20 protein-coding genes and 1 pseudogene are annotated in these 22,867 nt (G+C 73.1%); 11 read left to right on the top strand and 10 right to left on the bottom strand.

Annotated features, from left to right (window positions below; translation table 11 throughout):
* Positions 1-66 precede the first annotated feature (66 nt).
* From H291_RS0101330 to H291_RS0101340, 3 genes are all read right to left on the bottom strand, one after another.
* Positions 67-1,350 (bottom strand): ABC transporter permease, encoded by a 1,284-nt coding sequence (locus H291_RS0101330; protein ID WP_020013175.1) that lies wholly within the window; start codon positions 1,348-1,350, stop codon positions 67-69.
* Positions 1,347-2,039 carry an ABC transporter ATP-binding protein gene (locus H291_RS0101335; protein ID WP_157236647.1) on the bottom strand — a complete coding sequence of 231 codons (693 nt, stop codon included), beginning with the start codon at positions 2,037-2,039 and terminating at the stop codon, positions 1,347-1,349. The genes H291_RS0101330 and H291_RS0101335 overlap by 4 nt, the downstream gene beginning before the upstream one ends.
* A gap of 116 nt (positions 2,040-2,155) precedes the next feature.
* On the bottom strand, positions 2,156-2,866 hold the full coding sequence (locus H291_RS0101340; RefSeq protein ID WP_020013177.1) for a GntR family transcriptional regulator: 711 nt from the start codon (positions 2,864-2,866) through the stop codon (positions 2,156-2,158).
* Between the two features lie 152 nt (positions 2,867-3,018).
* On the opposite strand from H291_RS0101340, the gene H291_RS0101345 reads away from it, so the two are divergent.
* The 4 genes from H291_RS0101345 (at position 3,019) to H291_RS28185 (ending at position 6,912) form a co-directional block, all read left to right on the top strand.
* The gene (locus H291_RS0101345) at positions 3,019-4,407 is read left to right on the top strand and encodes an MFS transporter (RefSeq protein WP_232215953.1); all 1,389 of its coding nucleotides are present in this window, start codon (positions 3,019-3,021) and stop codon (positions 4,405-4,407) included.
* Positions 4,404-5,423 (top strand): L-idonate 5-dehydrogenase, encoded by a 1,020-nt coding sequence (locus H291_RS0101350; RefSeq protein ID WP_020013179.1) that lies wholly within the window; start codon positions 4,404-4,406, stop codon positions 5,421-5,423. The genes H291_RS0101345 and H291_RS0101350 overlap by 4 nt, the downstream gene beginning before the upstream one ends.
* A gap of 87 nt (positions 5,424-5,510) precedes the next feature.
* Positions 5,511-6,023: a mycothiol transferase gene (locus H291_RS0101355; RefSeq protein WP_020013180.1), complete on the top strand. Its 513-nt coding sequence runs from the start codon at positions 5,511-5,513 to the stop codon at positions 6,021-6,023.
* A gap of 22 nt (positions 6,024-6,045) precedes the next feature.
* On the top strand, positions 6,046-6,912 hold the full coding sequence (locus H291_RS28185) for a DUF4184 family protein (RefSeq protein ID WP_020013181.1): 867 nt from the start codon (positions 6,046-6,048) through the stop codon (positions 6,910-6,912).
* 6 nt (positions 6,913-6,918) lie between these two features.
* Here the strand turns inward: H291_RS28185 and H291_RS0101365 are convergent, their stop codons facing one another.
* Both H291_RS0101365 and H291_RS0101370 read right to left on the bottom strand, forming a co-directional pair.
* Complete coding sequence (locus H291_RS0101365; protein WP_020013182.1) at positions 6,919-7,431, bottom strand: MarR family winged helix-turn-helix transcriptional regulator; 513 nt, start codon at positions 7,429-7,431, stop codon at positions 6,919-6,921.
* Between the two features lie 5 nt (positions 7,432-7,436).
* Complete coding sequence (locus H291_RS0101370; RefSeq protein WP_020013183.1) at positions 7,437-7,769, bottom strand: nuclear transport factor 2 family protein; 333 nt, start codon at positions 7,767-7,769, stop codon at positions 7,437-7,439.
* 183 nt (positions 7,770-7,952) lie between these two features.
* Between H291_RS0101370 and H291_RS32125 the strand changes: the two genes are divergently transcribed.
* The 3 genes from H291_RS32125 (at position 7,953) to H291_RS0101385 (ending at position 12,890) form a co-directional block, all read left to right on the top strand.
* Positions 7,953-9,626 carry a zf-HC2 domain-containing protein gene (locus H291_RS32125; protein WP_026365272.1) on the top strand — a complete coding sequence of 558 codons (1,674 nt, stop codon included), beginning with the start codon at positions 7,953-7,955 and terminating at the stop codon, positions 9,624-9,626.
* A gap of 689 nt (positions 9,627-10,315) precedes the next feature.
* Positions 10,316-11,977: an HNH endonuclease gene (locus H291_RS28195; protein WP_020013184.1), complete on the top strand. Its 1,662-nt coding sequence runs from the start codon at positions 10,316-10,318 to the stop codon at positions 11,975-11,977.
* A 118-nt stretch (positions 11,978-12,095) separates the two neighbouring features.
* Positions 12,096-12,890, top strand: coding sequence for an SDR family NAD(P)-dependent oxidoreductase (locus H291_RS0101385; RefSeq protein ID WP_020013185.1), 795 nt, complete (start codon positions 12,096-12,098; stop codon positions 12,888-12,890).
* Here the strand turns inward: H291_RS0101385 and H291_RS0101390 are convergent.
* Together H291_RS0101390 and H291_RS0101395 are read right to left on the bottom strand one after the other, a co-directional pair.
* On the bottom strand, positions 12,887-14,227 hold the full coding sequence (locus H291_RS0101390; RefSeq protein ID WP_020013186.1) for an SLC13 family permease: 1,341 nt from the start codon (positions 14,225-14,227) through the stop codon (positions 12,887-12,889). The genes H291_RS0101385 and H291_RS0101390 overlap by 4 nt on opposite strands.
* 52 nt (positions 14,228-14,279) lie before the next feature.
* Positions 14,280-15,656: a hypothetical protein gene (locus tag H291_RS0101395; RefSeq protein ID WP_020013187.1), complete on the bottom strand. Its 1,377-nt coding sequence runs from the start codon at positions 15,654-15,656 to the stop codon at positions 14,280-14,282.
* 121 nt (positions 15,657-15,777) lie between these two features.
* Here H291_RS0101395 and otnK point away from each other — a divergent pair, with 121 nt between their 5' ends.
* Genes otnK through H291_RS28200 form a run of 3 tightly spaced genes read left to right on the top strand, consistent with a single transcriptional unit; the run spans position 15,778 to position 18,461 of the window.
* On the top strand, positions 15,778-17,016 hold the full coding sequence (otnK, locus tag H291_RS0101400; RefSeq protein WP_020013188.1) for a 3-oxo-tetronate kinase: 1,239 nt from the start codon (positions 15,778-15,780) through the stop codon (positions 17,014-17,016).
* Complete coding sequence (locus H291_RS0101405) at positions 17,013-17,651, top strand: class II aldolase/adducin family protein (protein ID WP_020013189.1); 639 nt, start codon at positions 17,013-17,015, stop codon at positions 17,649-17,651. The genes otnK and H291_RS0101405 overlap by 4 nt, the downstream gene beginning before the upstream one ends.
* Positions 17,652-17,672: 21 nt before the next feature.
* A complete protein-coding gene (locus H291_RS28200; RefSeq protein WP_020013190.1) occupies positions 17,673-18,461 on the top strand; it encodes a DeoR/GlpR family DNA-binding transcription regulator in 789 nt (262 codons plus the stop codon).
* A gap of 20 nt (positions 18,462-18,481) precedes the next feature.
* On the opposite strand, the gene H291_RS0101415 is transcribed toward H291_RS28200, so the two are convergent.
* Complete coding sequence (locus H291_RS0101415) at positions 18,482-19,552, bottom strand: radical SAM protein (protein WP_020013191.1); 1,071 nt, start codon at positions 19,550-19,552, stop codon at positions 18,482-18,484.
* Between the two features lie 473 nt (positions 19,553-20,025).
* Between H291_RS0101415 and H291_RS34385 the strand changes: the two genes are divergently transcribed.
* Positions 20,026-20,838, top strand: a complete 813-nt coding sequence (locus H291_RS34385) for a CHAD domain-containing protein (protein WP_420038564.1) — start codon at positions 20,026-20,028, stop codon at positions 20,836-20,838.
* A gap of 74 nt (positions 20,839-20,912) precedes the next feature.
* Here H291_RS34385 and H291_RS34890 read toward each other — a convergent pair.
* Both H291_RS34890 and H291_RS0101435 read right to left on the bottom strand, forming a co-directional pair.
* Positions 20,913-21,443, bottom strand: a pseudogene (locus tag H291_RS34890) (RloB family protein); the annotation flags it as partial.
* Positions 21,444-21,516: 73 nt separating this feature from the next.
* Positions 21,517-22,803: an AAA family ATPase gene (locus H291_RS0101435; RefSeq protein WP_020013195.1), complete on the bottom strand. Its 1,287-nt coding sequence runs from the start codon at positions 22,801-22,803 to the stop codon at positions 21,517-21,519.
* Positions 22,804-22,867 lie beyond the last annotated feature (64 nt).

Genomic DNA, 22,867 nt, shown 5'->3' on the forward strand with positions numbered 1-22,867 from the left:
GGCAGGCGCGGCCGGGCGGTACTTCCCCCAGAACGGGTGAGTTGCACCGCCCGGCCGCTCAGGCGCTCACTCGTAGCGCAGCGAGGAGATCGGGTCCTGCCGGGCGGCCCGCAGGGCGGGCAGGGTGCCGGCCAGGAACGCGATGGCCATGACGCCCAGCACGACGGCGGCGACCGTGACCGGGTCGAACGCGATGAGCGTGAGCCCGGGGAGGTTCGCCAGGAGGTCCCCGGCGACGCCGCCCACGAGCTGCCCGACGCCGATCGCGGCCAGCACGCCGAGCGCGCTGCCGACCAGGCCGATCACGACGGCCTCGATGCTGAACAGCGCGAAGACGCGGGCACTGGACAGGCCCATCGCCTTCATCAGACCCACCTCGCGGGTGCGCTCCTGCACCGCCATGAAGAGCGTGTTGACGATGCCGATCCCGGCCGCGACCAGCGCGATCACCGCGAACCCGTTCAGCACCAGCACGATCGCGTCGATCACGGAGGTGATGGTGCCGAGCTGGTCCTGCAGGGTGCTGGCGGTGTAGCCGGCGTCCGCGAGCCGGTCCCGCAGGGCCTCGGTCGCCTCCTCCCCCGCGGCGGCGTCGAACGTGACGGACGCCTGCGCGTAGCGCGCGGCCTGGGCCGCGGGCACGCCCTCGGCCTGGAGGTCGTGGAGCGTCTGGGCCAGGGCGTCGTTGGGGACGGCTCCGGCCATGCTGATCACGCCGGGCTCCGCGATGCCGACCACCTCGGCCTCGGTGGTGACCTGCGTGCCCGTGCCGTCGGTGACGGCCAGCACCACGGTCTGCCCGACGGCGTCCGCGGCGCTCCCCAGGGCCAGCGGCTCCAGGTAGCTCTCCGGCAGCACGACCTGCGGGTCGGCGGCGTCCAGGTCGACCTGCGCGCCCGCGGCGAGCTCGACCTTCATCCCGGGCACGAACTGCGAGACCGAGAGCTGGTACCGGTCGCCGTCGCCGTGCTGCACGTAGTCGGTGCTGACCTCCTTGACCGGCTCGACCGCCTGCACGCCGTCGACGTCCGCGATCGTTTCGATGTCGTCGTCGGTCAGGGCGGTCGTGGTGGTGCCGGGCGGACCGTCGGCCGCGATCCGGTTCGGGTCGTACTCGGCGGGACCGCCGTCGGCCGGGGCGTCCTCGTCCGCCTTGGTGACGGTCATGACGTCGTCGACGCCGACCGAGGCCACGGTGTCGTCGATGTACCGGTTGATGCCGGTGCCCAGGCCGTTGGTCAGCGAGAGCGTGAACGCGCCGATGAAGATCGCCAGGACCGTCAGGCTGGTGCGCAGCCGCGAGCGGAACGCGTTCCGGAAGGCGCTGGTGACGACGTCGGCGGCCCTCATGCGGCCACCTCCGCACGCGCGATGCGGCCGTCGCGGATGTACAGGCTGCGGTCGCAGCGGGAGGCGAGCTCCTCGTCGTGGGTGACGACCACCAGGTTGATGCCCTGGCGCTCGTTCAGGTCGAACAGGATGTCCTCGACGACGGCGCCCGTCGCGGTGTCCAGGTTGCCGGTCGGCTCGTCGGCGAAGATCACGCGCGGCCGGTTGATCAGGGCGCGGGCGATGACCACGCGCTGCTTCTGCCCGCCGGACAGGTCGTTGGCCCGGTTGCCCGCCTTGTCGTCGAGCTCGAGCTGGGCCAGGGCGGCCAGGCCGCGGGCGGTGCGCTCCCGCCGCGGCACCCCGGCGATCTTCAGCGGCAGCGTCACGTTGTCCAGCACGCTGGCCTGGGCGTTGAGGAAGAACTGCTGGAAGACGAACCCGAACGCGCCGTTCCGGGTGCGGTTGAGCTGCTTCGCGGACAGCCGCGACGTGTCGGTCCCGTCCAGGGTGATGGAGCCCGAGGTGGGGCGGTCGAGCAGGGCGAGCAGGTGCATCAGGGTCGACTTGCCCGACCCGCTCTTGCCGACGATCGCCAGGGACTCGCCCTGCGCGATGTCCAGGTCGAGGCCCTTCAGCGCCTCGAAGGCGCCGGGCCCGGAGCCGTAGGTCTTGTGCAGGTCATGGACGGAGATCAATGGGGGCGCCACGTCGGCCGCCTCTCTCGTTGGTGCCGGAGCTGACGAGAGCGACTCTGGTCCAGTGCGGGCGCGCGCGAATCGGCCCAGGGATGACTCCTGGGTACCCCGCTGGTACCGCCCGGCGGCTACTCCCAGACGGCGATGCTGCGGCGCACCGGCACGGTGCCGTCGTCCGCGGCGAAGAGCTCGGGCGAGCGCTGCCGGGTCTTCTCGATGTCGTCGAAGACGGCGCGCAGGTGCGAGCGGAGGCTGGCACGCGCGCTGGAGATGTCACCGGAGACGACGGCGTCGAGGATGGCATGGTGCTCGTCCACGAAACGGCCCACGCCGTTGGTCTCGTGCAGGCCGAGCCGTCGCGCCCGGTCCAGGTGGCCCTTGGCCGCGACGACCGTCGACCAGGCCCTGCCGTGCCCGCTGAGCCGCAGCAGGCCGTGGTGGAACGCCTCGTCGAGCGCGAAGAACCGCTCGATGTCGAGCCCCGGCTCGCGCTGCTGCTCCAGGTTGGCGCGCAGCTCGGCGATCACGTCGGGGTCGAGAGTCCCGGGGATGTCGTCGAAGGCGGCCAGCTCCACCGCCTCGCGGAGGAACTGCGCGTCGGCCACGCGCTCGGCGTCGACCCGGGAGACGAACGAGCCGACCTTGGGGAAGACGCGGACCAGCCCCTCCTCGCCCAGGAGGATCAGGGACTCGCGCACCGGCGTGCGGCTGACGCCGAGGGCCGCGGCCAGCTCGTTCTCCGACAGCGAGGCGCCGGGCGGCAGCTCGAGGGTGAGCACCTTACGGCGCAGCGTCTCGTAGACGACGCTGCGGTTGGACCGGGTCGAGGCTTGCCCCATGCCCGGAGTCTAGACGAGACGGAGCTCGGTTCCACGCGGGCGAAGGTTGACACCGGCTTGTGGACGCTGCTTACATACAAGACCTGCCACACATCGGCCACGCGCGCCGTTCGGACAACGACGTCAGTCAATGAAGTCAAGGAGCACCTCCCATGGCGGACACCGCTATGACCTCACCGGGTAACACTTCCCCGGGCAACGCAGTGACCCGGTCGACCAAGGACCTCACCCGGGCGGCCGTGTCCGGCTGGCTCGGCACGGCCATGGAGTTCATGGACTTCCAGCTCTACTCGCTGGCGGCCGCGATCGTCTTCAACCAGATCTTCTTCCCCGGGGTCAGCCCCGCCATCGCGCTCATCGCGGCCATGGCCACCTACGGCGTGGGCTACGTGGCCCGGCTTGCGGGCGCCGTCTACTTCGGGCGGATGGGCGACCGGATCGGCCGCCGCAAGGTGCTGTTCCTGACCATCGCGCTCATGGGCGTCTCCACGACGCTGATCGGCGTGCTGCCCACCTACCAGATGATCGGCATCACCGCGCCGATCCTGCTCGTGGTGCTGCGGCTGGTCCAGGGCTTCGGCGCCGGCGCCGAGATCGCCGGGGCCACCGTGATGCTCGCCGAGTACGCGCCCGTCAAGCGCCGCGGCCTGGTCGCCTCGCTGGTCTCGCTCGGCACCAACTCCGGCACGCTGGCGGCGTCCGCCCTGTGGGCGCTGCTGCTGGTCGTGCTCAGCGAGGAGCAGCTCCTGGCCTGGGGCTGGCGGGTGCCGTTCCTGCTCAGCTTCGTGCTGATGATCTTCGCCGTCTGGATCCGCCGGAACGTCAAGGAGAGCCCGGTCTTCGAGGCCCGCCCCGACGTCGTCGACGGCGTGGCCATGACGCGCGCCGAGGTCAAGGAGGCCGAGTCCGCGCCGGTGCTGGAGGCCGCCCTGGCCCAGCGCAAGGGCAAGGCGTTCTTCCTGGCCCTGGCCCTGCGGTTCGGGCAGGCGGGCAACTCCGGCCTGGTGCAGACCTTCCTGGTCGGCTACATCGCCACCAGCCTCGCCATGGACCGGGCGCTGCCCACCGAGGCCATCATGTGGGGCTCCATCGCGGGCTTCGCGACCGTGCCGCTGGTCGGCATGCTGGGCGACCGGTTCGGCCGCCGCGCCATGTACACGGTGCTGTCGCTGGCGACCATCGCGTTCGCGTTCCCGATGATGCTGCTGATCACCAGCGGCAGCACCGCCGCGCTGCTGCTCGGCATGATCGCCGGCCTGAACCTCGGTGTGCTGGGCCTGTTCGCCCTGGAGAGCGTGACGATGGCCGAGCTGTTCGGCGCCCGCACCCGGTTCACGCAGCTCGCCCTGTCCAAGGAGATCGGCGGCATCCTCGCCACCGCGATCGGCCCGGTCATCGCCGCGTCGCTCACCGCGGCGACCGGGAGCTGGTGGCCCATCGCCGCGATGCTCGTCGTGTACTCGACGATCACCCTGGTGGCCGCGCGCCTCGCCCCCGAGACGCAGGGCCGCGACCTGGTCCAGCTCGAGGACGCCGCATGAGGGCCGTCGTCGTCCACGGTGCCGGGGACCTGCGGGTCGAGGAGCGCCCCGACCCCGTGGCCGGGCCCGGCGAGGTGGTGGTCGCCATGGAGTGGGGCGGCGTCTGCGGGTCCGACGTCGCCTACTGGCGGAACGGGTCCTCGGGCACGGCCGTGCTGCGCGACCCGCTGGTGCTGGGCCACGAGGTGGCCGGCCGCGTGGTCGGCAGCGGGCCGGGCGTCACGGGCTGGGCGCCGGGCACGGCGGTCACGGTGCACCCCGCGACCGCCACGCCGGACTCCGTGCTGCCCGACCGGCTGGCCGGGCGCACCAACCTGCACTCGCAGGTGCGGTACTTCGGCTCGGCGGCCTTCCACCCGCACACCGACGGCGGGTTCAGCGAGCTGCGGGCCGTGCGGGCCGAGCAGCTCCGCGCGCTGCCCGACGGCGTGAGCACCGAGCAGGGCGCCCTGGCCGAGCCGCTGGCCGTGGCGATGCACGCCGTGCGGCGGGCGGGCGCCGTCCGTGGCCGGGACGTGCTGGTCAACGGCGCCGGGCCCATCGGGTGCCTGGTGGTGGCCGCCGCCAGGCACGCCGGGGCGGCGTCCGTCACGGCGGCCGACGTCTCCGACACGTCCCTGGCCGTGGCCAAGGAGCTCGGCGCCGACCACGTGCTGAACGTGGCCGGCGGCGACGCGCTGCCGCAGGACAGCGAGCTCGTGTTCGAGGCCTCCGGCGCACCCGCCGCGCTCGGCGGCGTGCTGCGGGCCACGGCCCGCGGCGGCACGCTCGTCCAGGTGGGCAACCTGCCCGGGGCCGCGGCACCGTTCGCGCTCGGCGACCTCGTGACCCGCGAGATCACCTGGGTCGGGGCCTACCGGTTCGTCGAGGAGATCGGCGACGCGCTCGCCGCCCTGGGCGACGGGCTGGACGTGTCCGGCGTGATCACGCACCGGTTCGGCATCGAGGACGCCGGTGCCGCCCTCGCGGCCGCCGCCGGGCCGGGCAGCAGCAAGGTGCTGATCCGCCTCGGCTGACTCGTGGCCCACAGGCCTGACCGGTCGTCGCGTGCGGTGCTGTGGCATCGTGGCACCGCACGCGACGTCGAGGTTCGAGGGGGAACGATGCGGGGTACCGATCTGCTGGTCGACGCGTTCGGCCGGATCCGGGAGACGGTGCACGGTGCGGTGCGGGGCCTGGACCCCGACGAGCTCGCCTTCCGGCCCGACGACGGGTCCAACTCGGTCGCCTGGCTCGTCTGGCACCTGACCCGGGTACAGGACGACCACGTCGCGGACGCCGCGGGCACCAGCCAGATCTGGTCCGACGACGCCTGGGACCGCCGGTTCGGCCTGCCGTTCCCGGCCGAGGAGACCGGCTACCGGCACGACGCCGACCAGGTGGCCGCCGTCCGCGTCTCGTCGGGCGACCTGCTCACGGGGTACCACGACGCCGTGCACGACCAGACGGTGCGCTACCTGAACCGGCTGTCCGACGACGACATGGACCGCGTGGTCGACACGCGGTGGGACCCGCCGGTGACGCTCGGGGTGCGGCTGGTCAGTATCGTCAGCGACGACCTGCAGCACGCGGGTCAGGCGTCGTACGTGCGCGGCCTGGTGCTGCGGCGGCGCTGAACCCGTCGCACGAAGGACCCGCATGCCGTTCACGCTCTCGCACCCTGCCGCGGTGCTGCCCTTCGTCCGGCGCCCGTTCAGCGCGGCCGCCCTGGTGGCCGGGGCCGTCGCGCCCGACCTGCCGTACTTCGCGCGCAGCACGCCGGTGCCGGTGAGCGCGCAGTCCTGGTACGAGCCGTTCATGAACGCGACGACGTCGCACACCCTGGCCGGGGCGCTGACCGTGAGCCTGCCGTACGCGCTGGCGCTGTACGGGTTCCTCCGGGCGGCGCGGCGGCCGGTCGCGGGGCTGGTGCCCGCTGTCGTCGGGGCTCGCGACGCCGAGGCCCGGGGTGCCGGGGCCCGGGATGCCGGCGGGCCGCTCGTGCGCGCCGGGTGGGTGCTGGTGTCGCTGGCGCTCGGGATCGCGACGCACCTGGTGTGGGACTCCTTCACGCACGGCGACGGGTACGTGGTGACGCACGTGCCGTTCCTGAGCGCCCCGCTGGCCGGAGACCTCACGTGGGCCCGGGCGCTGCAGCACCTGAGCACGGTGGCCGGGCTGGTGATCATCGGGATCTACCTGTGGCGGCGCCGGGACCGGATGCCCGGGTGGAGTGGGCGCGGGGCCGCCGGGCGAGCGGCTGGCGCCTGGCGGACGACGCGCCGGGGGCTCTGGGTGATCGCCGGCGTCGCGGTGGCCGGCGCGGTGCTCGGCACGCTGCGCTGGTGGGCGGCCGGCTCGTCGTCGTCCGACGATGCGGGGCTGACGGCGCGGGACGTGGTCGAGGGCGTGCTGTCCGACGTCGCGACCGGGGCCGGGGCGGCCGTGATCGTCGGGCTGCTGCTGTACGTCGCAGGGTGGTGGGCCGTCCGGGGCGTGCGGGGCGTGCGGGGCGTGCGGGGCTGACTCTTCTCAGGGATGGTCCGCGGGCCGGGGCAGCGTCCCGTGCTCGATCAGGCGGTCGTAGACGTCCTCGAACGCGCTCGCGAGCTGCCGGGTCTGCGCGGCGGAGAGCGCGTCGAGGAACACGGACCGCACGAACGCGATGTGGCCGGGCGAGGCCCGGCCGAGCAGGGCGCGCCCCTCGGCGGTGAGCGTGACGTCGGACGCCCTGCGGTCGCGCGCGCTCGGGGTGACCTCGACGAGTCCCCGGCGGGCCATGCGCAGCGCCTGGTGGGAGACCCGGCTGCGTTCGGCGCCGATGCGCGTGGCCAGGTCGGAGACCGTCATCCTCCCGTCGTCCTCGCTGGTCAGGGCAACCAGGACGTCGAAGTCGGCCAGGGAGACGCCGGCGTCGGCCTGGAGCTGGTGGTTCATCTCGTACCGCAGGCGCAGGTGCACCTTCATGAAGGCGTACCAGGCACGCACCTGGTCGTCGTCGAGGAACGCGAAGGGCGACTCGGGAGGGACCTCGTGCCCGCCCATGCGGCTCAGCGGAACAGGACGGTGTAGACCTTGGCAAGCAGCCCGTCGCGGACGAATCCCATGTCCACGCCCCGGACCACCGGCGGCGCGCCCTCGGGTCCGAGCGACCACGCGAGGTAGCCCAGGTCCTGCACCTGGTAGAACTCGCCGTCCGGCCGGAACACGAACCCCGGCGCACCGTCCAGGATCTCGCGCACCTTGGCGTCGAGCGCCTCGTGCCCCTCGACCTGGCCCTCGGCGTCGGCGAAGACCACGTCCTGGGTGTACGTCCCGCGGATCGCCTCCGCCCGGCGCGCGGCGTCGCGCTCGCCGAAGACCTCCAGCAGGTTGGCGTGCATCAGCTTCTCAAACCCTTGGTCCGACATGACACCCCTCCAGATTTACGTGAAGTTTCACTCAAAGTAGGTGCCCGCGGGCCGAGCGTCAAGCCGACCGTGCGTTGACGCACAATCTGCGGTTCGTCGCGCGGGTCGTGCCCGGCCTCGGTGGAATGTTCCCTGAACGGGAGGGGATGGGCCGGTATGACCGCCGCACGCGCGCTGCAGATCGACGACTGGGTGCTGCACCAGCCCAACGTCGTGCGCTCGGTCGCGGCGCGCGTGCCCGGCGTCGACCCCGAGGAGGCCACCAGCCGGGCGCTGGAGAAGATGGTCCGCATCGTCTCGACCGGCGGCACCATCGAGGACCCCGCCCCGTACTGGCGGCGGGCCGCGGTCAACGAGGCCATCTCGATGACGCGCGAGGCCGGCCGGACCCGCCCGGTCGAGGACGACACGCTCGCCGCCCTGGTGCCGCCGGTCGCCGGGGCCGAGCTGGACGCCGAGCGCCAGGCGGACGTCTCGATGCTCCGCTCGGCCCTGTCCGACCTGGCCGACGACGACCGCAAGATCCTGCTGGACCGCCACGTCCGCGACATGGCGGTGGCCGACATCGCGGGCGACCTCGGCGTGCGCCCGCATGCGGTGACCATGCGGCTGCGACGGGCCGAGGAACGCCTCGCCGGTGCGTTCGCCGCCGCGCACGCCCAGGAGGTCAACGAGCCCGAGTGCCGCGCCACGCGCGCCGCGATGCACGACTACCTCAAGGACCGGCTCCTCCCCCGCCGCCGGGGCCGGGTCGAGGAGCACATGGACGGCTGCGCCGAGTGCACGCGGGCGTTCAACGACGTGCGCGAGGTCTCCTGGATGCTGCGCGACCTGGGCCAGCACCTCGTGGCGGGCGCCATGGCGACGGGTGCGCTGGGGGCCGCGGCGGCGGGGGCGGCCGGTGCGGGGGCCGGTGCGGGGGCGGCTGGTGCCGCCGGAGTGCCGAAGCCGTCGTTCGGCAAGAAGGAGGCCGCGATCGTGGCGGGGGTGCTGGCCGTGCTCGCGATCGGCGGCGGGGCGGCGGCCCTGGTCGCCAACCAGCCGGCCGACCCGCCGGCCGCGGAGTCGGTCGTCGAGCCCGGAGCCGGGGGTGGTGGCGGTGCGGGCGGCGGGGGCGGTGCGGGCGGTGGGGGCGGTCCGGGCGGTGGGGGCGGTGGGGGCGGCGCGGGCGAGGATGCCGGCGCTGACACGAGCGGCGCCGACGAGGCGGCCGAGGGTGGAACAGGGAGTGGCGCAGGGAGCGAGACAGGAGGCGGCGCCGCAGGCAGCGACGGCAGCGACGGCAGCGACGGCAGTGACGGCAGCGACGGCGACGCTGGAAGCGATGACGCACAGGCCGGAACCGACGGCACGGGCGGGGCAGGCGGTGCGGGCACCGGCGACGGCGGCTCGGGCGGCTCGGGCGGCGGCGGCTCGAACGCCGTCGAGGACTCGGCCCGCGACATCGCCGACAGCGTGGCGACGTGGCTCGACAGCCTCGGCGCGCCGGTCGACTCGTCCGACGGCGGCGCCGACACCACGGCAGGCGGCGGCGCGTCGGACGACTCCGGCGCCGACGCCGGGTCCGGAAACGACGGCGCCGCGAGCAGCACCGAGGACAGCGGCAGTACTAGCGACAACGGCGGAAGAGACAACGGCAGCGACGCCGACGGCAGTGCGGACCGTGGCACCGACGTCGACGGACCCAGCAGCGCAGACGGCGCCGGCCCTGGCATCGGCGCGGAGCTGACGGACTGGTTCACACGGCTCGGCATCGCGGGCATCCCCGCGTTCCTGCTGCTGGTCTTCCTGCTCTGGCTCTGGGACCGCTGGTCCCGCGCCGACGACTAGCTGGTCAGTTCCGAGGTCTCAGCGGTCGGGGGCCCGACACGCCGGGCGCCCAGGATCTCGATCGCCCACGCTCCGAGGGCCGCGGAGCAGGCCACCCACACGGACGCGGCTCGGAGCACTGTCGGGGACCGCTCGCCCTACCGGTGATGCACACACTCTTCCCGACCGTGCGCTGCCGAGCCCGGCGATGCGCGACCCTCTCCCGAACGGGTCTGTTGCCCCGCTCGGCACTGCGCAGCCCTGCCCTCCGGAGGCCGTGTCCTCACGGCGAGCGTCTGGTGTCACCGACGTCGCGGGCGGCAGACAAGGGACGCCGGCCACCGAGATTCGAGGCTTGTCCGCAAGGCGGGAGCAGCCCGTTCTGCTGTGGGCAGATCGGGTCGGTTCGACGAGCGGTACGTACGTGTGTGCCATATGTTGATGGTATGACGCGAACGGGTGCGGTACCAGGACGAGCAGGCAAGCAGCCTGCTCGATCGGTGCTGCCCGAGAACGGGCCAAGGCGGCCTGCCGGGCCGGTGCTCCCCGGGAGCGGGCCGAACCTGCCTGGCGGATCAGTGCTGCCCGATGGTGCCCTGCTGCCGGGTAGTCCACTGCGGCCCGGTCGCGCCGGAGAGTCCGGCGCACCGACACACGACAGAACCGCCGACGTAGCGAGTGTCCGGGCCGTACGACGGGCCCTGGCAGAGATGATCTTGCCGGGTGCCACTGACATCGGGTCCGGTGATGCTGATGTCTCGCGGGCAGTGCAGGCGGAGTGGGTGGATCTGCTCGGTGAGCTGGAGTCCGTCAAGAACGCGATCACCGCGACGCAAGCACGGCTGACGGTCGCGCTGGACGAGGCCACCCGGGCTGACGAGGCACGGCAAAGCATCCGCGCCGAGCGGCAAGGTCGTGGTGTGTCGAACCAGGTCGGCGCGGCGCTACGGGTCAGCCCGCATGCCGGGGCCGGGTTCGTGTCCACGTCCCGGGTCTGGGTCACGCAGATGCCCCACACCTTTGCTGCACTCCAGGCTGGCGTGCTGTCCCAGTGGCGGGCCACCATCCTGGTCCGCGAGACCTCCCACCTGTCCCTGGAACACCGTGCCCTGATCGACGAAGAGATCTGCGGACCCGCGCACCTGGCCGAGCTGGCCCGGATGAGCACCCGACGGCTCATCGCCCGGATCAAAGAGCTGGCTGCCCGATTCGACGTGCACGCCTGTGTAAAGCGCAACGCGAGGGCCGTCTCGGAGCGGCGCGTCTCCATTCGCCCGGCACCCGACCTCATGGTCTACCTCACCGCCCTCGTGCCCATGGCGCAAGGCGTCCAGGCCTACGCCCAGCTCAAGGCAACCGCCGACGCCACCAAGGCGTCCGGGGACGAGCGTGGGGTGGGCCAGATCATGGCCGACACCCTCATCGAACGCGTCACCAACCGTGAACCCGGCCACGCGGACGATGTCCCGGTCACGATCAACCTCCTCGTTTCCGACGAGACCCTCTTTGCTGGCGGTAACCAGCCCGCCGTCGTGGTCGAGGGTGCACCGACCGGTGCAGGCGTGGTCCCAGCCCCCGTGGCCCGCAACCTTGCCGCCCATGCGATCGACACCGACACGGCGTGGCTGCGCTCGATCTACGTCAACCCGCATGGCCGCCTCCTGGCCACGACGTCCACGTCCCGGTTCCACCCCCAGGGCCTGTCGAGCCTGCTGCGGGCCCGGGAGCAGGGCATCTGCGCCACCACCTGGTGCGACGCGCCCATCCGACACACCGACCACGTCACCCCGCACGCCGAGGGCGGCCCCACCAGCCTCGACAACGGCCAGGGCCTGTGTGCCCGGTGCAACCACGCGAAGCAAGCCCCCGGCTGGTCGCAGAAGACCACCCAGCTCGACGGGCTCCATGCCGTCGAGACCGTCACCCCGACAGGGCACACGTACGTCTCGGTCGCGCCCACACCACCGACACCGGTCAGGGCCAGCGGCACGACACAGGGTCATGAGGCTGGATCACCACGAGACGTCACGCCTGTCGGCGGCACCGACCCTCACCAGGGCTCCGGCGCGCCCAAGAAAACATCGGCGGCCGAGGAGACCGACCGCGCCCAGGTCCCAGCCCCGACTCGTGAGCGCACCGCGACTCCACCCTGGACCCCGGCGGTCGGCATGACCGGCCCCGCACCTAGCCGCACCCCACGCAGCCGCTACTCGATCAGCTGCCACACCACGCCCGCCCACGGCGCGATCGCCTACCGGCCGAGCCCTCCACCGCGCCAACCACGCCCGGCACACCAGCCACCTCGCCGAGCGCCCGGCAGAGCGCCAAGCAGGTCACGTCGACCCGACCTCTCCTGGGCCCACCCCACCTGACCAGCACGGCACCGGAACGGGCCAACCGTCCGGAGGCGAACACCGCGCTTGCGCGCCGCGCCGGATGGTCCAGTCTGGGTGCACCGCGTAGCGCCGCCACGACACAGCAGGGGGAAGCATGCAGATCGATCTGACCGGCCGGACCGCGCTGGTGACCGGCTCCACCCAGGGCATCGGGCGGGCGATCGCCGCGACGCTCGCCGACGCGGGCGCCCGCGTGGCGATCAACGGGCGACGCGCCGAGGGCGTCGCGGCCACGATCGACGAGCTGCGCGCGGAGTCGCCGGACCGCGTCCTGGTGCCCGCGACCGGCGACGTCAGCGACGCAGCGGGTGCGGCGGAGGTACTGGCGAGCGTGGGCGACGTCGACGTGCTGGTCAACAACCTGGGCGTTTTCGGCGCGGTACCGGCCCTGGAGATCGACGACGAGCAGTGGCGCCGCTACTTCGAGGTGAACGTGCTCGCGGCCGTGCGCCTGATCCGCGCCGTCCTGCCGGGCATGACGGGGCGCGGCTGGGGGCGGGTGCTGAACATCGCCAGCGACTCGGCGATCGTGATCCCCGCCGAGATGATCCACTACGGCGTCTCCAAGACGGCGCTGCTGGGCGTCTCGCGCGCGTTCGCCAAGGAGGCGGCGGGTACCGGCGTGACGGTCAACTCCGTCATCGCCGGCCCCACCCACACCGGGGGCGTGGAGAAGTTCGTCTACGAGCTGGTGGACCCGGACCTGCCCTGGGACGAGGCCCAGCGCGAGTTCATGCGGGTGCACCGGCCGCAGTCGCTCCTCCAGCGGCTCATCGAGCCCGAGGAGATCGCGAACCTGGTGGCCTACCTCAGCTCGCCGCTCGCGTCGGCGACCACGGGAGCCGCCGTCCGGGTGGACGGCGGCTACGTGGACTCGATCGTTCCCTAGAACCAGAGGAACGGCACGACCATCGTCAGCAGGGTCACCACCGGGCCGATGACGACCATGGACAGGCCCCAGATGGTCAGGTCCCGGTTCACACGCGGCCGGTCGTGCTCCACCGTCGAGGCCACGATCGTGGCACCGGTGGTGCCGAACGGCGCGCAGTCGACCAGCGACGCGGAGATGGCAAGGGCGTAGATGAAGCCCGTCGTCTCCAGGCCGCCGCCGGGCACGAGCAGCGGCACGGCGAGCGGGATGAGCGCACCGATGATGCCGATGGTCGAGGCGAACGCCGAGACCAGGCCGGCCACGATGCAGATCACCAGCGCGGCCACGATCGGCACGCTGACCGAGCGGGCGACCTCGCCGAGCTGCTCGATGGCGCCGAGGCGGGTCAGCACTTCGACGTAGGTGATGATGCCGCCGAGCAGCAGGATGGTGCCCCAGTCGATCCGCGCGATGCCCTTGCGGCCGACACCCGGGTCCACGAGCGCGAGGATCACCGCGATGGTGAGGGCCACGACGCCGAGGTTGACGTCGACGTCGAGCGTCGTGAGCAGGAAGAACCCGCCGATCAGCGTGAGGATCGAGACGATCACCAGCACCTGCATCGCGGTGATCTTGGTGGGCGCCTTGACCTCGGTGCGCTCCAGCGTGGCGACGCCGCCGCCGGAACCGCCGGCCGAACCGCCCGACCCGCCCACGCCGCCGTCGGGCCCGTTGGTGCGGGCCTGGCGCGTGCGCTGGATGAGCTCCCGCCCGCCGAACATGAAGAACGCCGCGAGCACGACCAGGCCGTTGACGCCGACCGACAGGCCGAACATCAGGGCCGCGTTGTACGGGATGTCCGCGCTGGAGGCGACGGTCTGCACGGTGATGCCGACGATGCTGGTAGGCGCGAGCGCGCCACCCACGATCGCGGAGCTCATCGCGATGCCCATCATGGTGGAGCTGATGCGGTGCGTCGCCGCGAGGCTCATGGCGATCGGCACGACGGCGAACGCCGCGTGGGACGTGCCGAGGCAGGCCACGCCGGTGGCGATGAGCCACAGGCCCCAGGGCAGCAGGGCGACGCGGTCGCCGATCAGCCCGAGCGAGCGGTCCACGAGCCAGTCGATGGTGCCCGTCTCGCGGGCGATGCCGAACAGGTAGGTGATGCCCACCAGGATGATCAGGGCGTCGACGGGGAACCCGCCGAGCACGTCGTCCAGGCCCTCCCCCACGACGCCGATGCCCACGATGAAGGCGGCGACCAGCGCGAGCGCCCCCATGTGGACGTTGCGGAGCGCGGAGATCCCGAAGACCAGCGCGAGCCCGATCAGGGCGATGATCTCGGCGGTCATGCCGCGGTCTCCTCTCGGAGGCGTGCGGTGTGGGTGCACGCGGCGAGAATCGTCATCGATCGTCTCCGTTCGTCTCGGTGGTGCGGGCGGCGCCCGCGCGGTAGGCGTCCAGCGCCGGCTCGTCGACGCCCTCGACGTCGTCGAGCCCGACGAGGGCTCCCCGGGCGACGGGCCTGGCCAGCCGCGCGCCGTCGAGGAGGTAGTAGGGCGAGACGCCCTCGGTCGGGGCGAGCATGACCGGGGCGACCCCGGCGATCTCGTGGTGGTGGCCCTCCACCTTGAGCACCGCGCCGACCGCGAGGTCCTCGGTGGCGCGGGCGGCCAGCAGCATGGTCGGCCGGGCCGGCAGGGCCGGCACGCGGTCGACGGCGGCGTGCACGGTCAGCGGCGTCTCGACGCCCATGTAGTGGTACGGCCAGTAGATGCAGGCGTAGCTGCCGTTCCTGCTGATCACGTGGCCCTTGCCGCGCAGCAGCTCCCAGGTGGCGGGGTCGCCGGTGCGCACGACGGCGAAGACGCCGCCCGCGAAGCTGGCCTCGCCCGGCAGGCGCAGCGCCGAGAACACGTCGACGACGCCGTCGTGCTCCAGGATGCCGCCGTCCGCGCGGGCGGAGTAGATGTCGGCGAGCTCGGCGATCCTGGCCACCGGGTAGTGCATGGCCTCGACGTCGGCGGAGGCGTCGGTGCGCGTGGCGACCACGGCCATCTCGCACGAGTCGGCGGCGGCGGCGCGCTTGAGGCCGCGCACGGCGTCGGCGCGGCGGGCCAGGGTGCCCGCGACGTCGTCGCCCAGCTCGAGGAGGTCGAGCAGGGCGGGGGCCTCGACCGTGACCCCGGCCTGCGTGACGCGGCCGGTGGCGGGGTCGAGCTCCAGGTCGTACTCGCCCGACTTGCCGATGGCCACGATGTCGAGGCCCACGGCGCTGACCCAGTCGACCAGGCGCAGCAGGTTGGCGGGCTGGTCGCCGTCGCCGGGGAGGTAGCTCAGTCCCTTGGCCGCGGCGCGGGCGCCGAGCTCGACGCCCACCACGGTGTCGACCTCCTTGCTCACCATGACCACGTGCGTGCCGTGGTCCAGGGCCGCCGCGGCGTAGCCGAAGCCGGCCGGGACGCGGCCGCAGGCCTCGACGAGCACGTCGAGGCCCGTCCAGTCGAGCGCGTCGGCCGAAGCCACGAGCGCGATGCGGTCCTGCTCGACCAGGCGCGCGGTGGTCGCGGGGTCGGCCGACTCGGCCACCCGGTCTGCCGGGACACCCAGCTCGTCGAGCATGCGCCGCACGCCCGCGACGTCCGGGTCCACCAGCACCGCGGGGCGGATCTCGGGCGTCAGCGCGAGCTGGGCCAGAAACGTACGTCCGTAGCCGCCGTTCGCCCCGGTCAGGGCGACACGGAGGGGACCTCGCGTCCGAGAGACGTGATTGAGGATCACCGTTGTTCCGATCGTCGTGCACCGGCTCGGCGTTCGAGCGGGCTGGCCGCCACTGTGTCACAACTTTCTACTATCTTCCAACTTCGCATCAAATAGTCACAGCATGTGAGAGGATCTGATCATGCTGGGATCCATCGCCGACGACTTCACCGGCGCCACCGACCTCGCCACCATGCTGCGCACCGCGGGCCATCGCGTCTCCGTGGTGATCGAGAACGGCGCGCTCTCCCCCGAGCAGCTCCGGGAGGTCGACGCCGTGGTGGTCGCGCTCAAGACGCGCACCGCGCCGCGCGCCGAGGCCGTCACCGCCTCGCTCGACGCCCTGGACCGCCTGCGCTCCTGGGGCGCGGACCGGTTCTACGTCAAGTACTGCTCCACGTTCGACTCGACCGACGAGGGCAACATCGGCCCGGTGCTCGACGCCGTGTCCGACGCCGTGGGCGCGCGCCGCGCCGTCGTCGTCCCCTCGCTGCCGGCCAACGGGCGCACGGTCTACAACGGCCACCTGTACGTGGGCCGCGAGCTGCTGGAGCACTCCTCGATGCGGCACCACCCCCTGACACCCATGACGCGCTCGCGCGTCGCGGACCTGCTGCGCCCGCAGACGTCGTACGACGTCGCCGAGGTGACCCTGCCCGTCGTGCGCGACGGCGCGGACGCCGTCCGCGCGGCGCTGGACGCGTCGGACGCCCGGTACGCCGTGGTCGACGCGACCGCGGACGTGGACCTGGTGACGGTCGGCGCCGCGACGGCCGACGACGTCCTGGTCTCGGGCGGTTCCGGCCTCGCGCTGGGCATCCCCGGCCCGCACCTGCCCGACGCCCTGTGGTCGCCGCCCACGAGCGGACGCGGCGCGGTGCTGTGCGGCAGCGTGTCCGCCACGACGCTGGCGCAGATCGCGCACGCCGCGCGCACCCAGCCGGTCCGGCTGGTCGACGTCGCCGCGGCGGTCGCCGACGAGGCGGGCACCATCGCTGAGCTGGCCGACTGGGTGGAGCGGCAGGAGCCGCAGAGCCACCCCGTGGTGTGCGCGGCGCGCGAGCGCTCCGACGTCCGCTCGCACCTGGACGGCGTTGAGGTGGCGCCCGTGGTCGAGCGGGTGCTCGCGGGCGTGGCCCGGCGGCTCGTGGAGCGCGGTGCGGTGACCGCGCTGATCGTCGCGGGCGGCGAGAGCAGCGGCTCGGTGGTGCGTGCCCTCGGCGTGCAGGTCCTGCACATCGGGCCGGAGCTGGCCCCCGGCGTCTGCTGGTCGGTGGGCGGGGTGGACGGCGACCCCGGCCGGACCGTGGCCCTGGCGCTGAAGAGCGGCAACTTCGGCGGCGAGGATCTGTTCACCGCGGCCTGGGAGGTGCTGGCATGAGCACGACTGCGCTGATCGCGGCCGGCCGCCAGCTCGTCGAGGCGGGCCTGAGCCCGGGCAGCAGCGGCAACGTGAGCGTGCGGGACGGCGACCGCGTGCTGATCAGCGGCACCGGCACGTCGCTGGGCCGGCTCACGCCGGACGGCATCGCCGAGGTGGCGCTCGACGGCACGCACCTGGGCGGGGCCCGCTCCTCCAAGGAGACGCCCCTGCACACGGCGTTCTACCAGCGCGAGGACGGCTACCGCGCCGTCGTGCACGTGCACTCGCCGCACGCCGTGGCGCTGGCCTGCCTGGAGCCGTGGGCCGCGCACAACGCGGTGCCGCCGCTGACGCCGTACTTCGTGATGCGGGTGGGGCAGACGCCCCTGCTCCCCTACCGGCACCCGGGCGACCCGGCCCTGGGCGACGACCTGCTCGCCGCCCCGTGGCCGCTGCGCGCGGCGCTGCTGGCCAGCCACGGCGCCGTCGTCGCGGGAGCGGATCTGGACGAGGCCGTGGACCGCGCCACCGAGCTGGAGGAGGCGTGCCGGATCGCCCTGCTCACGGCGGGTTCGCGGCGTCGGGAGCTGACGCCGGAGCACATTGGTGAGCTGGCCCAGCGGTGGTCCAGCCCCTGGACCCCGGCACTCTAGACTGACGCGCAGGAGGCGACGATGGCGAAGACGACTGCCCTGATCCCGGAGCAGCGCAGGCAGCAGATCCTGCGGCACCTGCGCACCGAGCAGGTGCTCAGCTACCGGCAGATCACCGACCTTCTCGGCATCAGCCAGATGACGGCGCGGCGGGACGTGGCGGTGCTCGCCGAGCAGGGCCGCGTCAAGGCCACGCAGGGCGGCGCCACGCTCGTGACCCGGCTGCTGAACGAGCCGCGCCGCGCCGAGAAGGCCGTGACCGGGCTGGCCGAGAAGACCGCCATCGCCCGCGCGGCGGCCGAGCTGGTCACCGACTCCATGACCGTCTACCTGGACGCCGGCACCACGGTGCAGGCCATGCGGCCGTTCCTGGAGCAGCGCACCGGGCTCACCGTGGTCTCGAACGACCTGAGCACGGTGCAGGCGTTCCTCGACCACCCGAGCGTGGACCTGATCAGCGTGGGCGGGCGTGTGGACCCCGACAACCAGTCCACGATCGGGCGCCTGGCGGCCCTGACGCTGGCGGAGCTGTCGCTGGACGTCGCGTTCCTGTCCTCCAGCTCGTGGGACGCGCGCCACGGCGTCACCACGCCCGTGGAGGCCAAGATCGAGGCGAAGCGCGCCGCCATGGCCTCGGCGACCACGACGGCGCTGCTCGCCGACAGCGGCAAGTTCGGCAGCTACGCGAAGTACCGCGTGCTGTCGCTGGACGAGCTCGACACGGTGATCTGCGACCCGGCGCTCGGCGACGACGACACCGGCCGGATCGAGGCGCTGGGCGTCGACGTGGTCCGGGCGCCGCTGTCCTGACGCGCCCCGGGTAGCCCGCCCTACAGGTAGCGGGCGTGCAGCTGGCCGCACGCCGCGTCGATCGTCGTCCCCAGCTGACGACGCCGGGTGGCGTGGACCCCACGGGCGACAAGGCCCCGCACGAACCCCTCGACGAGCCGCGTCGACGGCGCCCGGTAGGCCGGGTCGGCGCCGGCCGCCTCGTTGTACCGGATGACGCTCACGTGGAACAGCTCCGGCCGGGACCGCTGCCGCACCAGGTCGGCGAGCGCGTCGAGATGGGCCTCGCCGTCGTTGACGCCGGCGATGAGCAGGTACGCGAGGAACACCTTGCGCCGGGTCGTGCGCACGTGCCGGTCGAGGATCGCGAGGTTGTCCGCCAGCGGGTACCGGCGTTCCAGCGGGATGAGCTCGGCCCGCTGCCCGGGGAACGGCGAGTGCACGGACAGCGTGAGGGTCACCTGCGGGTGCTCCGCGACCAGCCGGTCGAGGTTGGGCGCGAACCCGACGGTCGAGACGGTGACCCGCCGCGCCGACAGCCCGGCGTAGCCCGGGTCGGTGAGCAGGGTCAGCGCGTCGAACACGTGCGGATTCGCGAGCGCCTCGCCCATCCCCATGAAGGCGACGCTCGCAGGCCGGGGCAGCCCCTCGCGCGTCCAGCGCGGGTGCATCACCTGGGCGGTGATCTCGTCGGCGGTCAGGTTGCGGACCAGCCCGACCGCGCCGGTCGCGCAGAAGGTGCAGCCCAGCCCGCACCCGGCCTGGGACGACACGCACATCGAGTCCCAGCCGGCCCGGTAGTGCGACACCACGGTCTCGATGCGCGCCCCCGACTCGGCCGCGAACAGCACCTTCTCGACGTGGTCGTCGCGCTGGACCTCGACGGCGGTGAGCGGGTGGAGCCGCGGGCCGAACCGTTCGGCCAGCTCTGAGCGCAGGTTCGACGGGAGGGCGCGGACGTCCGCGAACGTCTCCGCCGTCGAGCCCTGCCAGGCGCTGATCACCTGCCGAAACCGGAAGTCCGGGTTGCCGGTCGCGGTCAGGTGGTCGCGGATCCGCATCCAGCGGCTCCGGGCGGTCAGGTCGACGGCGGTGGAGGTTCGATGCTGCATGAACTGCCTTTCGTGTGCGGTTGCCGATCAGCGGGGCTGAGGGCGCGACCGACCACGGGCAGGACCCGGGGACGCGGGGTAGTCGACGGCGGCAGGGCAGCACGAAGCCGTCCGGGTACCGAGGGGGCACGGTCGACCTGGCACGGGACCATGCGGGAGGGGCTGTCGACAGAGCGCGCGCACGAGACCATGACCGATGGCCGGTGCGTCGCGAACGTGCCGGGGAGGCTCTGGCGAGGACGGGGGTCCGGCCCGCGCCCTGTGCTGGAGGGCCACCGGCAGTTCGGCGGCTAGAGTCTGTCGACCTCGATCATGATGTGCGGCAACGTATCAGCGGGCCGTGCGGCGCCCCCAGGGATTTTCCTGGCCCCGCGCCGGCCGCTCCCGGGGGTTCGGCGCAGACCGCGCGGTAGCCTGACGGGATCGCCACCACGAACCGTCCCGACACCGCGGGCGAGCTGCTGACCCTCGCCATCGGCGACCTCGTGCGCCAGATCCAGGACGACGTGCCGCGGGCGCTGGCCGACGAGCCCGACGCCGTGCACCGGCTGCGCACCTCGGTGCGGCGGCTGCGCAACGTGCTGGCTGCCTTCCGGCGCTACCTGGACCGGGACGCGGCCGCGGCGCTGCGGTCCCAGCTCAAGGAGTGGGGCGACGTGCTGGGGCACGCGCGGGACCTGGAGGTCCGGGCGCAGCAGGCCGCGGCGGCCGCCGACGCCGCCGGCCTCGACGACAAGCCCCGCTCCGCGCTGGTCGACCCGCTGTGGGCGGCCCACCTGCACGCGCACGACGAGGCGGTCCGCTGGACCCGGTCGGAGCACAGCCGCGACCTGGACCGGCTGCTGACCGAGTGGGCCACGCTGCCCCGGCTCGGCGCCCGGGCGGGTCAGCCGGCCAAAAAGGCGGCCCGCCGGACGGCGCACTGCCAGGCGGTCCGCACCCTGCGGACGGCGCCCCGGCTCGCCGACCCGGACGCCGCCCACGAGCTGCGCAAGGCCGCGCGCCGGCTGCGGCACACGTGCGACGCGATCACGCGCGAGCCCGTCGAGCTGCTCGGGAAGGGCACCAAGGACCTGGGCTCGGTGGGCCACCGGATCCAGTCCGTGCTCGGCGACCACCGCGACGCCCTGCTGCTGGCCGGCCACGTGCGCGACCACTCCCGCGCGTACGCGCACGACTCCCGGGTGTACGACGGCGTGGTCGACCTGTGCCAGGGCCTGGCGCTGGCCGCCCTGGCGGACCTGCCGGCGGCCCTGGCCGACCTGGAGCGTCGGGCGCGGGACTGACCGCAGCGCGGGTCGTCCACAAGCGCGCCGTCAGCCGGACGTCGTGGCGGCGCGCGCTCCACCGACTCGACGAACAGGTCCACCGTGGTGGACGGGTTGTCGTCCGGGAACCTCGTGCCCGCCGACTGGTGGCCCGCCCGCAGGCGGACGGCGCGCCGGCCTGCCTCAGCCCGGCGTCCGATCAGGGCGGACGGGTCGACGATGTTCTTGCCGTCGACCCCGAGCAGGTCCTGGGCATGCTTCTCGGCCTGGCTCGTCGTCAGGTTCCCGCTCACCGCGCGATCGTGCAGCAGCAGCCAGACCTCGAAGCACGGGTTCGACACCGCGACCCGCACGCCTCCCTGCTCCGCGAGCTCGATCGCCTCGCGCAGCCGGGGATGCGCCTGCGGCGACTCGACGTCGAACAGGCACCAGACCTCGTCCACGTCGTCGACGCCCGCCTTGGCCAGCGCCTTCTGCACGAGCGGGTACGGCACCACGTGATCGCGGGCGATCTCCATCTCGATGCTCGTGCTCTCCCGCACGTGATCGAGCTGCTTCAGCGCCCGGACGTAGTCGGGCTCGGTCTTCCGGCCCTCGGTGAACACCCAGACCGTCTTCCTCATCCGGCGCGTCCCCGCGCTCCGCTTGAGCGGCTTGCTCTCCCGACGCCCGCGCCCTCCTTGCCTGCCCACCCCCTCAGCCGATCAGGCCGAGCGACCGCAGGAAGCCGGCCTGGTCGACGTCGGGCAGCGCTCCGAACTTCCCGTGCAGGTACGCGCTCTCGAGGTTGACCGACGCGCGGACCCGCTCGCCCGCGAAGTCGGAGAGGGCGCCGAGCCTGGTGGAGCCGTTCCTGCGCTTCTCGGTGAGCCACACCTCGTCCCGGTTGAGGTGCGCCAGCAGACTCGTGTCGTGCGAGCTGAAGATCAGCTGCGCACCCTTCGGGTTGATCGCCGGGTCGGCGAAGATCCGCAGCAGCTGCGCCGCGAGTGTCGGGTGCAGGCTGGCGTCGAGCTCGTCGAAGACGACGGGCGAGCCGCCGTGCAGGGCCGGCAGCACCGTGCCGATGGCCGAGTACCAGGCGTGCGTACCCGCCGACTCCTCGTGGAACGGGAGCGACCGACCTGTCCCGCCGTCCTCGTGGACGAGCTGGACGGAGCGGTCGGCTCGCTCGGGGCCGTAGAGCAGTGCCTCAGTCATCGACCGGAGGTCCACCATCGGGTTGCGGGCGTCGACCACCGTGACGTCACGGATCCCGAGGTCCGCCATGCGTAGCAGCGACCTCGCCTGCTCCCGCTGGCGGGCGCGCTCGCCGTCCGGCATCCGCGGATCTGGCCCTGGCATCGCGTCGTCGAACAGCGCGCGCAGGTACCTGCCCGGTGCGAGGGTCCGGCGTGCCACCCGCTCCATGCCCGCTGCCTCGAAGCCCGCGAGTCCGTCGAAGAAGCCCTGTACCGGCTCGACCCGAAGGCGGTTCAGGATCGTGACGGCCAGCGACGTCGGGGTCAGCAGCTCTCGGGCGCCGGCGGGCGAACCGAGGCTCCGGTGCAGGTTGAGGTCACCCGCCTCACGCTCGAACAGGGTCCGCCGCCGGCGCTCCGGGTAGTGGTAGAGCGCCTCGTGGTGCACCTGCTCGGCGTCGAGCTCGAGGACGTACTCGAACCGCACCCCGTCGACCAGGAGGTCGAGCACGAACTCGCTCGGCGACTCGCCGCCCTCGCCGAAGGCGAACGGGTCCACCGGGATCCGGTCGTCCCAGGCGTGGAGCGAGTCGGTCACCGCGTCACGCAGCCAGATGAGCGCCACCAGGAGGTTCGACTTACCGGACGCGTTCGGGCCGTAGACCGCGGCACGGGTCAGCAGACTCTCGCCCAGCCTCTTGGCCGGCCGGGCAGCCTCGCGATCCCGGTCGATGGCGACCAGGGACAGGCCGACCGGGTCCGCGATGGACCGGAAGTTGGTGACCTCGAACCGGATGAGCATGCGACCGAGCGTACACGTGACACGCAATCAGAGCCTCGATTTCGTCACTGTGCGACGAAATCAC

The organism is Promicromonospora sukumoe 327MFSha3.1 (genome assembly GCF_000385135.1).
Classification (GTDB): Bacteria; Actinomycetota; Actinomycetes; order Actinomycetales; family Cellulomonadaceae; genus Promicromonospora; species Promicromonospora sukumoe_B.